Below are 15,269 nucleotides of genomic sequence, written 5' to 3'. Positions count from 1 at the left end.
CAGGAATAATTGATGGAAATAATTCTGGGCGTAGTAATGTTCACCCTTATCGTGCTGGCATTGACGGTGATGATTTTATTCGCCAAATCAAAGCTGGTGAATACGGGTGATATTACCATTGAAATCAATGATGACGCGGATAAAAGCTTTACCGCGCCAGCTGGGGATAAGTTGCTCAACATGCTCTCCAGCCACGGTATTTTCGTTTCTTCAGCTTGTGGCGGCGGTGGTTCTTGTGGGCAGTGCCGTGTAAAGATTAAAGAAGGTGGTGGAGATATTCTGCCGACCGAGTTGTCTCATATTTCTAAGCACGAAGCCAAAGAGGGCTGCCGGCTGGCTTGTCAGGTAAGCGTGAAGCAGAATCTGAAAATTGAGTTGCCGGAAGAAATCTTTGGAGTGAAGAAGTGGGAATGTGAAGTTATCTCTAATGATAATAAAGCCACATTTATCAAAGAATTGAAGCTGAAAATTCCTGACGGTGAAGTGGTGCCATTCCGCGCGGGTGGGTTTATTCAAATTGAGGCCGAACCGCATACAGTGAAATACGCTGATTTTGATGTGCCAGCGGAATATCGCGGTGATTGGGATAAATTCAATCTGTTCCGGTTTGAGTCAGTGGTGACCGAGCCAACCGTGCGGGCTTACTCCATGGCAAACTACCCGGAAGAGCGCGGTATTATCATGCTGAACGTGCGTATTGCCACGCCTCCACCTTCAGTGCCTGATGCGCCACCTGGGATTATGTCGTCCTATATCTGGTCGCTGAAACCCGGCGATAAGGTAGTGATTTCAGGGCCATTTGGTGAGTTTTTTGCCAAAGATACCGACGCAGAAATGGTCTTTATTGGCGGAGGCGCGGGTATGGCACCTATGCGCTCGCACATCTTTGATCAGCTTAAACGGCTGCATTCAAAACGCAAAATCAGCTTCTGGTATGGCGCTCGCTCACGGCGTGAAATGTTCTATGAAGAGGATTTTGACCAGCTACAAGCTGAAAATGAGAATTTCCGTTGGCATGTTGCTCTGTCTGATCCGCAACCTGAGGATAACTGGACGGGCTATACCGGCTTCATTCATAACGTTTTATTAGAGAATTATCTTAAGAATCATCCTGCACCTGAAGATTGTGAATTCTATATGTGTGGTCCACCGATGATGAATGCGGCAGTGATCAAGATGCTGAAAGATCTTGGTGTGGAAGACGAAAATATCATGCTCGATGATTTCGGTGGCTGATGAGTCGTCACTCAAGCTTTTGCCGTGAGTGAAAATATCCGCAAAGGGCTTGGAGTTGCAGCTAATAGCGCTGTAACTCTAAGTGCCATAGGGACAAAAAAATTGAGGATATCGTGCACAGACATATAATGCATTGGATGATGGCGGCGGTAGGTTTTTTACTGCTTACAGGATGTGGTCCTGAGCAAATCAATCTCGAAGGTAAAACCATGGGCACCTCATACTCAATTAAGTATGTGAGTGACTCATCAACCCCCAGTCCTGAAAAATTACAACAGGAAATAGACCGCGAGCTGGAGCAGGTTAATGACCAGATGTCGACTTATCGACCAAACTCCGAATTAAGTCGCTTTAACAAAAGTCAGAACGTGGATACGCCTTTTCCTGTTTCAGTGGCTACAGCCAAAGTGGTCCGCGAGGCTATTCGTATTAACCGCCTGACAGACGGTGCCTTGGATGTGACTGTCGGGCCTTTGGTTAACTTATGGGGTTTTGGCCCTGAAGGTCGGCCAAATGTTACCCCTACCGAGGCAGAGATTGCTCAGCGCCAGGAGTGGGTTGGTATTGATAAACTGGCCGTAAAAAAGGGTGCTTTAATTAAGCATATTCCTGAGCTGTATGTCGATCTTTCTGCTATAGCTAAAGGTTATGGTGTCGATGTTATTGCTGAATATTTGGAAGCGCAAAATATTGACAATTATATGGTCGATATTGGTGGCGAAGTCCGAACTCGTGGTAACAATGGTAAAAATAAACCTTGGCGCATTGCGATAGAAAAGCCGGTGGTGGGTTCAGCGCAAAGCGCGCAACAAATTATCGAACCTGGCCGCCTGGCCGTTGCCACTTCAGGGGATTATCGTAATTACTTTGAGCAGGATGGTGTCCGTTACTCTCATACCATTGATCCTGAGACTGGTCGGCCAATCAACCATCGGTTAGTGTCAATTACCGTGTTAGATCCGAGCTGTATGACGGCGGATGGGTTATCTACCGGGCTAGGTGTGCTTGGGCCTGAGCGGGGTATGGCACTGGCTAATTTACTGGGTATTCCGGTATTTATGATAGTCAAAACCGATAAAGGTTTTGAGGAACAGTATTCTGAGTCGTTCAAGCCTTATCTACATCAGCGGCCTTAGTAGGAGAGAATATGTTGACTGTTTTTATCGCGTCCTTTGTCTTTTTTCTCTTGGTCATCGTAGGGATGTCGCTGGGGTATATCGTCAAACGTAAAACCTTGCAGGGTAGTTGCGGCGGAATTGGGGCTTTGGGAATGGAGAAGGTCTGTGATTGCCCAGAACCTTGTGATTCGCGCAAGAAGCGGTTGGCGAAAGAGGCTGCACGGCAGAAGGCTCTGGATCAGTATCGTATTCTATAACCATAATCTAGATTGTTTCATGGTATAGATAATGAATAATTGTTAAAGCCCCAGCCAATTATCTGTTGACTGGGGTTTTATCTTTTTTGAACTTATTGTTGCTATATTGAGCTTAGCTATAAGTTATCTATATATTTTCACTTGCTGTTATTTAATAATTTTTTGAATAATGCCGGAGAATCAACCATTACACCATTAGCGCCTAATTTTTTGGCTTCATCATAATCTTCAATTTTGTTAATGCCAAAGAAGATAATATGTGCATTTTTATTTTTACGGAAACAATCAACCGCTTCCTTATCCCAGCTTAATATGGCCTGAGATCTCCCTTCGCCTAGGGTGTATTGTTCTATCACTTCGACTTTACGGTGTAATTCCAGACCATACCAGCGCTCTATATCATCGACCGGTAATTCACATTTATGATCCATAGTAATGTTGAGCAACTGTGTGCGGGTAAAATCGCGGCTTTCGAAACGCTCTATTTTATGTTTTTTATCAAGGTCTTGATTTACCACATCCAGTGCATTTAAATAATTATCATCAGTTGAGTAGACGCGGGTTCGGGCTAGTCGATTGTTTTCGCCTTTAGTGGTTGCTGTTAGCGTTTTTTGCAAGGCTTTGGCGAATACTGCAGGGTTGGCATCTGGTGATTTAATATCGAGGTAAAAGGTTGTGGTAGGGAATGCTATCAATGTTTCATCAAGGGTAGGAATACTAACTCGTGAACCTGGTTCAGGGTGAATGTTATGATTTTTATTATAATCGACACTGGCATCAACTTGAGCAAGTTGTTTTGCTGTATAGGCCGAAATCTTCCCGGTCTTATTCGTTAACACTTTGAGATCTGAAGGACGATACAGCACCAGAACATTATCTTTTGATAGCTGTAATGTGACCCAAATTGCATTCGCGCCATTATCCAATGCTTTTTTGATGGCAGGCAGTGTATTTTCAGGGGCGTCGGCAGTTCCACCGCGATGGGCAATAATCTGTGGTGGATCGATAGCGGTGGTTGATGTGGTCGAATTAGCATTTGTTACAAAACTAGTAGAGAGTAATATAGTAGCCATTATATAATTTCGCATGATATTTGGTTTCCATCCATTGATTGATAATGAATTTTTCTAGGGCGTGTTAATCATATAGATAATGTTCTTCTGCTTTGTCGAATTTAATGATTTTTTATTAAAAATAAATGACAAAAAGTATAAATATACTAACAACAGAATTCAGTTCTGTTATTTCGAAAATTGTATTGCATTTTGATTAGGATAATTACGATCTTTACCTGTTGTCGCTTAGGGTTGAGAAAATTCTTTAGGAATCTTAAAAAGCATTAGTTAAACAGACAAAAATTGTATTAGTGTTATGGGTATTGGTTGCCCTAAGTACCGGGTCTTAAGAAGGAATACAGTGTGTCGAAATTGCGGGTTGGAGTAATTTTTGGTGGTAAGTCGGCTGAACATGAGGTGTCCTTGCAGTCAGCAAAAAATATCGTAGAGGCGATTGATAAAGAAAAATTTGATGTGACGCTGTTGGGTATTGATAAACAAGGGCAATGGCATGTTAATGATGCATCCAGTTATCTGTTAAATGCAGAAAATCCTGCATTAATCTCTCTAAATCATTCCAACCGAAATGTCGCCTTGATCCCCGGTCAAGCCAGTCAACAGCTCATTACTACCGATAATGCCTCTGCGCTGGCTCAGTTGGATGTTATTTTCCCTATTGTACACGGTACGTTAGGCGAGGATGGCTCCTTGCAGGGCTTGCTGCGTATGGCAAATATTCCTTTTGTTGGCTCGGGTGTGGTCGGTTCCGCGGTCAGTATGGATAAAGATATTACTAAGCGCTTACTGCGGGATGCTGGGCTGAATATTGCGCCCTTTATTACACTGACACGGGCTAACAAAGAGCATTACAGTTTTGAGCAGGTCACGGCAAAACTTGGCTTGCCACTCTTTATTAAGCCCGCGAACCAAGGCTCTTCAGTTGGCGTCAGCAAAGTTCGTAATGAGGCTGAATATCAGCAGGCAGTTACGTTAGCGTTTGATTTTGACCACAAAGTGCTGGTGGAATCGGCTATTGTTGGGCGCGAGATAGAATGTGCCGTTATGGGGAATGACAATCCACAAGCCAGTTTGTGTGGTGAAGTGGTCATTAGTGATGAGTTTTATTCCTATGATACTAAATACATTAATGAAACTGGCGCACAGGTCATTATTCCGGCGGCGATAGACACCGATGTCAGCGATCAAATCCGTGCGGTGGCATTAGCCGCTTTTCGTGCTCTTGAATGCTGTGGTATGGCGCGAGTTGATGTCTTCTTAACGCCTGATAACCAGATAGTTATCAATGAAATAAATACATTACCTGGCTTTACTAATATCAGTATGTATCCCAAATTATGGCGCGCCACTGGGGTGGGTTCAACCGAGCTGATCACCCGGCTTATTGAACTGGCTTTAGAGCGCTATCAGCAAGATAAAGGGCTGAAAAGCTCCATTCTTCAATAACGCTCCCTGCTGTCATTTCGATCAAAAAATAGCTGCCGTGCGCAGCTTTTTTTATTGCCTTTATTTGCAGATAACTTGATTGACAAAATGTCATAAAGTGACAATACTTCATTTATGAAACTTACAGAAGACCAACTCCTGTTACGGGAGAGCAAAAAAATCGTTGAGGCACTGGGCAAAACTTTTGCACCTTTGGTGGAATTTGTTTTGCACGATCTCACGCAACCAGAACATGCCATTGCGGCGATTTCCAACAATTTATCCGGTCGAGAAGTGGGTGAACCCGCGACTGAACTGGGTTTGAGCCGCATTGCTGATCCCAATTTTCCCGAGGTGATCCTCAATTATCCGAACCAGTTTCCTGATGGTCGCCCGGCGAAAAGTACCTCAATTGGCCTGAAAAATAGTAAAGGAGAGTTCATTGGGGCACTTTGCCTCAATATGGATATCTCGCTGTTTTCGGCCGTTAGTGCCAGTTTGTCTCAATTGACACAAACCACGCCAACAGAGGTTCAGGAGTCTCTGGCATCACCTCGCCTTGAGATGTTGCGTACTGAACTGGAGCAGTTTGCTGCCGCTCACAACACCACCCCACGCGCACTTAACCCAGCACAGCGGCGTGAGATTGTGCGCCAACTGGCACAAGCGGGTCTGATGGACCTGAAAAATGCGCAGACTATCGTTGCCAATAATCTGGGTGTCGCCCGTTCTACGGTCTATACCTATCTCCCGACTGAAGGAAGCTGAAGATGGCCCCATTAGCAATCTGTTATGACGATATTGTTCAAGCACATCAGCGGCTTGCTGGTTTTGCGCTAAAAACACCGGTTTTGACCTCATCCACCGCAGATGAGCTAACGGGAGCACAGCTGTTTTTTAAATGCGAAAATTTCCAGCATATGGGGGCATTCAAATTCCGCGGAGCCTATAACGCGTTAGTGAAATTATCGCCGGAACAGAAAGCTAAAGGGGTGGTGGCTTTCTCCTCGGGAAATCATGCGCAAGCTATTGCTTTGTCTGCTCGCAAACTGGGGATCCGCGCCATTATTGTTATGCCAGAGGATGCGCCTGCGGCCAAAATTGCCGCCACGCGAGGCTATGGTGGCGAGGTGGTGCTGTATGACCGCTATCGCGAAGATCGCGAAGCCATTAGCAATAAACTCGCGCAGGAACAGGGGCTAACCTTAATTCCGCCTTATGACTATCCAGATGTGATGGCGGGGCAAGGCACCGCAGCACAAGAGTTATTTGATGAAGTTGGTGAGTTGGATGTGCTGCTGGTGCCACTAGGGGGCGGGGGATTGCTCTCTGGTTGTGCCACAGTTGCCAAAGCGCTCTACCCAAATTGCCAGGTTATTGGGGTAGAACCTGCGGCTGGCAATGATGGTCAACTCAGTTTCCGTAGCGGCAAAGTGGTTAAAATAGCCACACCCACCACGATTGCTGACGGTGCTCAAACCCAAGCTCTGGGCCACTATACCTTCCCGGTGATTCAGGAGCGGGTTGATAATATTCTGACTGCAACTGATGAGCAGCTTATCTCGGCAATGAAATTTTTCACCAGCCGAATGAAAATCGTGGTTGAACCCACGGGGTGCCTAGGGGCGGCGGTCGCTTTTGGCGCTGAACTTGATTTGCGTGGTAAACGGGTCGGCGTGATTATTTCTGGCGGCAATGTTGATTTAGCCCGTTTAGCCACTTTTATTGGTGAGGCTTGCTGATGCCAGAGATGGTGTTGGTTAATGCGACCCAGGGCCAGCCTCCAGCGGGCCATTATAGTCATGCAGTTTGTGCGGGCGGAATGGTTTATCTTTCCGGCCAGTTGCCCGTGACCATGCAAGGGGAGGCATTATCAAACCAGCCTTTTGATATTCAGGCGCGGCAGGTTTTTGCCAATATCGAGGGCGTTTTGGCTGACTGTGGGTGCAGTAAAATCAGCTTGATTCAGGTGCGGGTCTATTTATGTGATGTGGCATTATGGCCAGATTTTAATGCGCTTTATGCTGACTGGCTGGGGCCACACCAACCGGCACGTTGCGTGGTGCCAGTGCCTGCCTTGCATTATGGTTTAGCCTTAGAAATTGAAGCTGTGGCTCTGTTATCCGCTTAGCTTTTCGATATAGCGACATGACCATAGCTACAAATTAGGATAATCTTGAATTCCTCCAATCAGACTGTATACTTATACAGTGGTTGGTTGGGGGGAATATGCGAAAAATTATTCATGTCGATATGGACTGCTTCTTCGCGGCAGTCGAAATGCGCGACGATCCCAGCTTGCGTGATATTCCCATTGCGATTGGCGGGAGCCGGGATCGGCGTGGAGTGATCAGCACGGCGAACTATCCGGCGCGGCGCTATGGTGTGCGCAGCGCGATGCCGACAGCCATGGCGCTTAAACTGTGTCCACAGCTAAAAGTGATCCCCGGGCGAATGGCGGCCTATAAAGAAGCTTCGCTGCATATCCGCGAGATCTTTGCTCGCTATACTCCTTTGATTGAACCGCTGTCGCTAGATGAAGCTTATCTGGATGTGTCTGACTGTCCGGCATGCAGTGGCTCTGCCACCTTAATTGCACAGGAAATCCGCCAATCCATTGCTACTGAGCTTAATTTAACGGCCTCTGCCGGTGTTGCCCCCATCAAGTTTTTGGCCAAAATAGCCTCTGATTTAAATAAGCCCAATGGTCAGTATGTGATAACCCCAGACAAGGTTTTGCCCTTCCTGCACGATTTGCCGCTGAGTAAAATTCCGGGGGTGGGTAAAGTGACCGCCAGCAAACTGCAAGAGTTAGGATTGCTAACCTGTAGTGATGTACAAAATTTCTCACAGGCTGAACTATTAAAGCGTTTTGGTAAGTTTGGTCATGTGCTGTGGGAGCGCAGCCACGGCATTGATGAGCGCGAGGTTTCGCCAGATCGTTTGCGCAAATCAGTGGGTGTCGAGAGAACCTTGGACGAGGATATTCATGATTGGCAAAGCTGTGAATCCTTGATTGAGCAGCTATACACGGAGCTGGAAATCCGCTTGCGCAAGGTAAGGCCCGATCTGCATATTGCCCGGCAGGGGGTAAAACTGAAATTTCATGACTTCCAGCAAACCACACAAGAGCATGTTTGGCCGAAGCTGAATAAAGACGATTTACTGCAAGTTGCACGCACGGCATGGAATGAGCGGCGCGCCGGGCGAGGTGTGCGGCTAGTAGGGCTGCATGTCACTTTGCTCGACCCACAACTTGAGCGGCAATTGCTGCTGAGTTGGGAATAGCCGCAAAATGAGATAAGAAATGGCGGGTCAGTCAGACCCACCATCATTGCTACGGCCATACTCTAAATCATTCGAACAGCTAGAAGTATGACGAGTATTATTGGCGCTCAGGAATCGCTTTCAGCAGCGCGGTCAGCAACTGCCAATATTGACCTACACTCTCGATATGAACTTGTTCATCCGGTGAATGTGGCCCGGTCATGGTTGGCCCAATGGAGACCATATCCATATCTGGATAAGGTTTTTTGAACAAACCACATTCCAGACCGGCATGGATAACCATGATATTTGGCGTTTTGTTAAATAACTTCTCGTAGGTTTCCCGCACTAGCGCCATCACGGGTGAGCTAGGGTCCGGTTGCCAGCCTGGGTAGCCGCCTTTGGGTGAAGTTTCAGCGCCAGCCAACTGACCAATCGCTGTCAGCATGCTCACCACGTAATCTTTACCGCTGTCGATCAGAGAACGAATCAGGCAAATGATTTCTGCTTCGTTTTCATTCATGGTAACCACACCCACATTCAGTGAGGTTTCAACCACGCCCTTTACTGCATCACTCATGCGGATCACGCCATTTGGCGTCGCATTCAATAATGCCACCAAGCGCTGCTGAGTCTCTTTGGTCAGTGCTTTTGCTTCGGTAGAAACAGGCTCAAGCACGATGGTCAGATTCTTTTCGACGGCGGACAGTTCGTTTTTCAGTGTTGCCAGATAATCTTGGCTCAAGCTTTTCAACTGATCGACTTTATCTGCGGCAATCGCCAGAGTAACCGAACCTTCGCGTGGGATAGCATTACGCAGCGTACCGCCATTCAGATCCAATACCCGCAGGTCTAAATCTTTGGCTTGTTCAAACAGGAAGCGGGCCAGCAGTTTATTGGCATTGCCTAATCCCAGATGAATATCAGCACCAGAGTGACCGCCTTTCAGGCCTTTAATGGTCAGTTTCAACGTCTGGTAACCTGCAGGGATAGCTTCCCGCTGCAGTGCCATACGGGTGATAAAATCAATACCACCGGCACAACCCATATAGATCTCACCCTCCTGCTCGGAGTCGGTGTTAATCAGAATATCGGCTTTTAACCAATTAGGTTGCAGGCCGAATGCGCCGTCCATGCCCGCTTCTTCGGTCATGGTCAGCAGCACTTCCAACGGGCCGTGCTCGACGCTATCGTCAGACAACACTGCCAGCGCGGAAGCCATACCAATGCCGTTATCCGCACCTAATGTGGTGCCACGGGCTTTAACCCATTCACCATCGATATATGGTTGAATCGGGTCTTTGGTAAAGTCATGTACCGTATCATTATTCTTCTGCGGAACCATATCCAGATGGGCTTGCAGTGCCACGGGCTTACGGTTCTCCATCCCCTTGGTAGCAGGCTTACGCAGCAGGATATTACCGACCTGGTCACGCTCGGCATGCAGGCCTTTTTCTTTGGCCCACGTCATAATATGTTGTGCTAGCGCTTCTTCATGGTAAGACGGATGAGGGATAGAGCAGATTTTTGCGAAAATATCCCACAACGGCTGAGGCGAAAGTTGAGACAGTTCAGACACTGTAAGTCTCCTGTAATAGCATTCCTATACCGGCAACTCACAAAGGAGCTGTCAAAGATGCTATTGGGTTGATGACTAAAGATTTTAGGGGTAGTGACAAACCGCCATCAAGATGGCGAGATAGTTTGAGAATATCACTTTCATTAGCGTTACGCGCGTACCGCAGCACAATTACTGCGTCTAACCTGATTAATTAGCCAGATAATTGCTGGTTTTTATCCGGCTGGCTCTCTATAATCTCGCGCAACCTTTTTTCCCCTTCTGATACATGGCAAGCCACTTCTATACTGGCTGGGATTACACTTTATGAGCGAAAAATACGTCGTTACCTGGGATATGTTGCAAATTCACGCCCGCAAACTGGCACAGCGTTTACTGCCAGCCGAGCAATGGAAAGGTATCATCGCGGTGAGCCGTGGTGGGTTGGTACCGGCTGGTATTCTGGCGCGTGAGCTGGGTATTCGTTATGTAGACACCGTTTGCATCTCTAGCTATGACCATGATAATCAACGTGATCTTAAAGTCTTAAAGCGCGCAGAAGGCGACGGTGAAGGTTTCATCGTGATTGATGATCTGGTTGATACCGGTGGCACCGCGAAAGCGATTCGCGATATGTATCCGAAAGCACATTTTGTCACAATTTTTGCTAAACCTGCTGGTCGCCCATTAGTTGATGACTATGTAGTTGATATTCCTCAGAACACATGGATTGAACAGCCATGGGATATGGCGGTAACTTTCGTTGCCCCACTGAGCAGCAAGTAATCTAGCAAGCTTCAGAGCGCCCGATGTACCTCAATGACACCGGGCGTTTCATTTTCCCCGCAGTATGAGTACACTTGTCCCCATCTGATCAGCCCTTGACGGGCCCGACGGCTTATGGAGGCTATTGTTATCATGGCACAAGCCAACCTTTCTGAAATTCTGTTTAAACCAAAATTCAAGCACCCTGAAACCTCAACTTTAGTGCGGCATGCTCATTGTAACCATCCTATGAGTGTTCACTCGGCACTGGATGGCGACACCGCCAGCCATTGGTATCGTATGATCAACCGCTTAATCTGGACTTGGCGCGGTGTCGATCCATTGGAAATCGAAGAGGTATTGTCACGTATTGCCTGCTCGAAAGCAGAACATAGTGATAACGAATTGCTGGATACCGTGGTGGGCTACCGCAATGGTAACTGGATTTATGAGTGGGCCCAGCAGGGGATGCAATGGCAGAAAAAAGCCATGGAAGAAGCCGACCCAATGAATGCCGGTCAGTATTGGCTGAATGCGGCCAATTTATACAGTATTGCTGGCTACCCACACCTAAAAGGGGATGAGTTGGCCGAGCAAGTCGAGGTGTTGTCTAACCGGGCTTATGAAGAGGCTGCTCATCATCTGGCTTATACCTTAAAAGAACTGAATTTTACTCTTTCAGATGGCGGTACTCTCTCGGGGTTCCTGCATATGCCAACAGAGGGCAGTGCACCGTTCCCAACGGTACTGATTTGCGGTGGGCTGGATACCTTACAAAGTGATTATCATCGTCTGTTCCGTGACTATCTGGCACCTAAAGGGATAGCCATGTTGACCATCGACATGCCCTCTGTTGGGGCCTCTTCTCGTTGGAAACTCACCCAGGACACCAGCTTCCTCCATCAGCAGGTGCTACATGCGCTGCCGGATATTCCGTGGGTAGACCATCAACGCGTCAGTGCATTTGGTTTCCGTTTTGGTGCCAATGTCGCGGTACGTTTGGGGTATCTGGAGCCGCAGCGTGTGCGAGCTGTTGCTTGCCTTGGGCCGATTGTTCATCATCTTTTGTGTAATGCAGATAGCCAGCGCAAAGTGCCGGATATGTATATGGATGTGATGGCTAGCCGCTTGGGTATGGCAGATGCATCAGATGAAATCCTTAGAGCAGAAATGAACCGTTACTCGCTGAAAACTCAGGGGTTGTTGGGGCGGCGTTGCCAAACACCGATGCTGGCAGGTTTTTGGGAAAATGATCCTTTTAGCCCGAAAGAAGAATCCAAGCTCATTTGTTCTTCTTCTGCTGACGGCAAACTGTTGGCTATACCATCAACACCACTGTATGACAATTTCCATCGTGCATTATTGCAAACCAGCCAGTGGTTAGAAGATAAAATGCGTTAATGAGTTGCTAATTTTTAACAGTTTGCTAAAAAGGTGCGTCTACATAAGGAGATTTAAGAATGACGTCAACCAGTGCTCATCCTAAAAGCAAGCTTATGAAACGTTTTGCAGCTTTAGGGCCATACCTGCGTGAAGGGCAGTGCCAGAACGACCGGTTCTTTTTTGATTGTTTAGCTGTGTGCGTCAATGTGAAGCTGGCTCCAGAGAAGCGTGAGTTCTGGGGATGGTGGATAGAGCTGGAACCAGCGACTGACCATTTCACCTATGTTTACCAGCTCGGCCTGTTTAATAAAGATGGCAACTGGAAAGCGGAAAAGATTAAAGATCCTGAAGTACAAGAGAAGCTGGAGACCACTTTGCGTGGTTTCCATAAGCGCCTTGCCGATATGCTGACATCGATCGAAATGAGGCTGGAGCCCGCGCAGGACTTTAGCGACCAACCTGTTAAGCTATCCGCCTAAAATATATTTATTAATAAGCAATATAAGAAGAGAAATTCCCCTTTAGCACAATAAAAAGGGGAATTTCTTGTCATGCCTGTTGGCATAATGCCTCGCGCCTGCTAAAACGATCCCTGAATCATTTCTTTTATTCATCTCAATGGCAGAAAAATTATGAGTGGCAGCCAGACATTGGTTGTGAAATTGGGAACGAGTGTTCTGACTGGCGGCTCCCGTCGTCTTAACCGTGCCCATATTGTTGAACTGGTGCGTCAATGTGCCCAGCAACACGCAAAAGGTCATCGTATTGTTATTGTTACCTCCGGGGCGATTGCCGCTGGGCGTGAACACTTGGGTTACCCTGAATTACCCGCCACCATAGCCTCGAAGCAGCTATTAGCGGCAGTCGGGCAAAGTCGGCTGATTCAGCTTTGGGAACAACTGTTTTCTATCTATGGCATCCATGTGGGGCAGATGCTGCTGACTCGCGCTGATTTAGAAGATCGTGAACGGTTCCTCAACGCCCGCGACACTATGAATGCTTTGTTGGATAACCGCATCGTCCCGGTTATCAATGAAAATGATGCTGTGGCTACCGCTGAAATAAAAGTCGGCGATAACGATAATCTTTCGGCACTGGCGGCGATCCTTGCCGGTGCTGATAAGCTGCTATTACTGACTGATCAGGCGGGTTTATACACCGCCGATCCGCGAAATAATCCTGAAGCAGAATTAATCCGTGAAGTGCATGGTATTGATGATGCTTTGCGCGAGATTGCGGGCGACAGTGTTTCTGGCCTTGGTACTGGCGGCATGGCGACCAAATTGCAAGCCGCGGATGTCGCGTGCCGTGCGGGTATTGATGTGGTCATCGCCGCAGGCAGTCAAGTGGGTGTCATTGCTGATGTCATTGAGGGAACGCCAGTAGGCACTCGATTCCATGCACTGGAAACACCACTGGAAAACCGCAAACGCTGGATTTTCGGTGCTCCGCCAGCCGGTGAAATTACCGTCGATGATGGTGCGGTTGCCGCTATTATGGAGCGGGGTAGCTCGCTGTTGCCAAAAGGCATCCGTGATGTAAAAGGGAATTTCTCGCGCGGCGAAGTGATCCGTATTCGCAATCTCAGTGGGCGCGACCTGGCCCATGGTGTGTCGCGCTACAATAGTGATGCCTTACGCCTGCTGGCGGGGCACCATTCGCAACAAATCAGTGAAATCCTCGGATATGAATATGGCCCGGTGGCAGTCCATCGTGACGATATGATTGTCAGCTAAGGAGCAAGCATGAACATGTTGGAACAGATGGGGAAAGCCGCAAAACAGGCTTCCTGGCAATTGGCGATGCTGAGCACCGCGAAGAAAAATCAGGCGCTGGCCGTGATGGCTAATCTGCTGGAGTCTGAAAGTCAGACTATTTTGCAGGCTAATGAACAAGATATGAAGGTCGCGCGTGACAGTGGTATGAGTGAAGCGCTGCTTGATCGGCTGTTGCTTAGCCCGGCACGTCTGGCGGCGATTGCTCATGATGTGCGTCAGGTATGCCGCCTGAATGACCCGGTAGGCCGGGTGATTGATGGGAGTCTGCTCGACAGCGGCTTAAAATTGGAACGCCGCCGTGTTCCTTTGGGAGTGATTGGTGTCATTTATGAAGCTCGCCCTAATGTAACGATTGATGTGGCTAGCCTATGTCTTAAGACCGGCAACGCCGTTATTTTGCGTGGCGGTAAAGAGACTCACCATACCAATCAGGCAACAGTGAAAGTGATTCAACAGGCACTGGAACAGTGCGGTTTACCCGCAGCGGCAGTGCAGGCGATTGAAAGCCCGGATCGCGAGTTGGTCAATCAATTACTGCGGATGGACAACTACGTTGATATGTTGATTCCCCGGGGCGGAGCTGGCTTACATAAACTGTGCCGCGAGCAATCAACGATCCCGGTCATTACTGGCGGTATCGGTGTTTGTCATACTTTTGTCGATGAAAGTGCTGATTTCGAAAAGGCACTATTGGTTATTGAAAATGCTAAAGTTCAGCGGCCAAGTGCCTGTAACTCACTGGAAACATTACTGGTTCATCAGGCCATCGCCAAGCAGTTCTTGCCGGTGCTGAGTGCTAAAATGCACGCCCTTGGTGTGACACTGCATGCCAGCCCACAAGCGATGCCGTACTTAGCGGAAGGTAAAGCTAAAGTCGTGGCAGTAGAAGCGGCTGATTATGATGATGAATGGCTATCGCTGGATCTTAATGTGGATATTGTTGCCGATATTGATGCCGCCATTGGTCATATCCGCGCACATGGTACCAGCCATTCTGACGCCATTCTGACTCGCTCACTCAGTAGCGCCGAGCATTTTGTCCGCGCGGTTGATTCGTCGGCGGTTTATGTTAATGCCAGCACGCGTTTCACCGATGGCGGCCAATTTGGCTTGGGTGCAGAAGTGGCGGTCAGTACGCAAAAACTCCATGCCCGTGGCCCAATGGGGCTAGATGCATTGACGACTTATAAGTGGATTGGCTATGGCGATGATTTAGTGCGCAGCTAGCTAACCCACCTTATTAAAATACCTACTGGGTATCGAAATAGGCATATTAAAGCGACATTGGCTCTGCGCTAATGTCGCTTTATTTTTTTTATGCATCACTTTCCCACATAAAAAGTAATGAAATAAATCTAATTAAGTGTGAAATAGATCATTATTCGATGAAACGCCTTTATCCTCATTCA

15 protein-coding genes are annotated in these 15,269 nt (G+C 47.7%); 13 read left to right on the top strand and 2 right to left on the bottom strand.

All coding sequences use genetic code 11. The annotated features are described in order from the left end of the window. Positions 1-12: 12 nt before the first annotated feature. From nqrF to nqrM, 3 genes are all read left to right on the top strand, one after another. Positions 13-1,236: an NADH:ubiquinone reductase (Na(+)-transporting) subunit F gene (gene nqrF, locus N0H69_RS20125; protein ID WP_050144880.1), complete on the top strand. Its 1,224-nt coding sequence runs from the start codon at positions 13-15 to the stop codon at positions 1,234-1,236. Positions 1,237-1,364: 128 nt separating this feature from the next. Continuing rightward, complete coding sequence (locus N0H69_RS20120; protein ID WP_050144882.1) at positions 1,365-2,372, top strand: FAD:protein FMN transferase; 1,008 nt, start codon at positions 1,365-1,367, stop codon at positions 2,370-2,372. A gap of 11 nt (positions 2,373-2,383) precedes the next feature. Then, positions 2,384-2,611, top strand: coding sequence for a (Na+)-NQR maturation NqrM (nqrM, locus tag N0H69_RS20115; RefSeq protein ID WP_050101622.1), 228 nt, complete (start codon positions 2,384-2,386; stop codon positions 2,609-2,611). Positions 2,612-2,748: 137 nt separating this feature from the next. Here nqrM and N0H69_RS20110 read toward each other — a convergent pair whose 3' ends face one another. Next, positions 2,749-3,699 carry a glycerophosphodiester phosphodiesterase family protein gene (locus tag N0H69_RS20110; RefSeq protein ID WP_050152426.1) on the bottom strand — a complete coding sequence of 317 codons (951 nt, stop codon included), beginning with the start codon at positions 3,697-3,699 and terminating at the stop codon, positions 2,749-2,751. 330 nt (positions 3,700-4,029) lie between these two features. On the opposite strand from N0H69_RS20110, the gene ddlA reads away from it, so the two are divergent. The 5 genes from ddlA (at position 4,030) to dinB (ending at position 8,397) form a co-directional block, all read left to right on the top strand. Continuing rightward, positions 4,030-5,130 (top strand): D-alanine--D-alanine ligase, encoded by a 1,101-nt coding sequence (gene ddlA / locus N0H69_RS20105; protein ID WP_050152425.1) that lies wholly within the window; start codon positions 4,030-4,032, stop codon positions 5,128-5,130. Between the two features lie 114 nt (positions 5,131-5,244). After that, complete coding sequence (locus N0H69_RS20100) at positions 5,245-5,877, top strand: helix-turn-helix transcriptional regulator (protein WP_050110060.1); 633 nt, start codon at positions 5,245-5,247, stop codon at positions 5,875-5,877. Between the two features lie 2 nt (positions 5,878-5,879). Then, positions 5,880-6,851 (top strand): threo-3-hydroxy-L-aspartate ammonia-lyase, encoded by a 972-nt coding sequence (locus tag N0H69_RS20095; RefSeq protein ID WP_050110059.1) that lies wholly within the window; start codon positions 5,880-5,882, stop codon positions 6,849-6,851. Beyond that, the gene (locus N0H69_RS20090; protein WP_050152424.1) at positions 6,851-7,240 is read left to right on the top strand and encodes a RidA family protein; all 390 of its coding nucleotides are present in this window, start codon (positions 6,851-6,853) and stop codon (positions 7,238-7,240) included. The genes N0H69_RS20095 and N0H69_RS20090 overlap by 1 nt, the downstream gene beginning before the upstream one ends. A 98-nt stretch (positions 7,241-7,338) precedes the next feature. Continuing rightward, positions 7,339-8,397, top strand: a complete 1,059-nt coding sequence (gene dinB, locus N0H69_RS20085) for a DNA polymerase IV (RefSeq protein ID WP_050152423.1) — start codon at positions 7,339-7,341, stop codon at positions 8,395-8,397. Between the two features lie 97 nt (positions 8,398-8,494). Here dinB and pepD read toward each other — a convergent pair whose 3' ends face one another. After that, on the bottom strand, positions 8,495-9,955 hold the full coding sequence (gene pepD / locus N0H69_RS20080; protein ID WP_050122606.1) for a beta-Ala-His dipeptidase: 1,461 nt from the start codon (positions 9,953-9,955) through the stop codon (positions 8,495-8,497). Between the two features lie 306 nt (positions 9,956-10,261). Between pepD and gpt the strand changes: the two genes are divergently transcribed. The 5 genes from gpt (at position 10,262) to proA (ending at position 15,087) form a co-directional block, all read left to right on the top strand. After that, positions 10,262-10,720, top strand: a complete 459-nt coding sequence (gpt, locus tag N0H69_RS20075) for a xanthine phosphoribosyltransferase (RefSeq protein ID WP_004707460.1) — start codon at positions 10,262-10,264, stop codon at positions 10,718-10,720. A 132-nt stretch (positions 10,721-10,852) separates the two neighbouring features. Next, entirely contained in the window at positions 10,853-12,100 is a 1,248-nt protein-coding gene (frsA, locus tag N0H69_RS20070; RefSeq protein ID WP_050110055.1) for an esterase FrsA, read from the top strand. A 59-nt stretch (positions 12,101-12,159) separates the two neighbouring features. Next, positions 12,160-12,561, top strand: a complete 402-nt coding sequence (gene crl / locus N0H69_RS20065) for a sigma factor-binding protein Crl (RefSeq protein WP_050110054.1) — start codon at positions 12,160-12,162, stop codon at positions 12,559-12,561. A 153-nt stretch (positions 12,562-12,714) separates the two neighbouring features. Next, positions 12,715-13,818, top strand: a complete 1,104-nt coding sequence (proB, locus tag N0H69_RS20060) for a glutamate 5-kinase (RefSeq protein WP_050101676.1) — start codon at positions 12,715-12,717, stop codon at positions 13,816-13,818. Positions 13,819-13,833: 15 nt separating this feature from the next. Further along, positions 13,834-15,087: a glutamate-5-semialdehyde dehydrogenase gene (gene proA / locus N0H69_RS20055; RefSeq protein ID WP_050152436.1), complete on the top strand. Its 1,254-nt coding sequence runs from the start codon at positions 13,834-13,836 to the stop codon at positions 15,085-15,087. Positions 15,088-15,269 lie beyond the last annotated feature (182 nt).

This window comes from Yersinia alsatica (assembly GCF_025133195.1).
In the GTDB taxonomy this organism is placed as follows: domain Bacteria; phylum Pseudomonadota; class Gammaproteobacteria; order Enterobacterales; family Enterobacteriaceae; genus Yersinia; species Yersinia alsatica.
The sequence above is the reverse complement of the archived record's forward strand: the minus strand, read 5'-3'. Positions and strand labels throughout refer to the sequence as shown.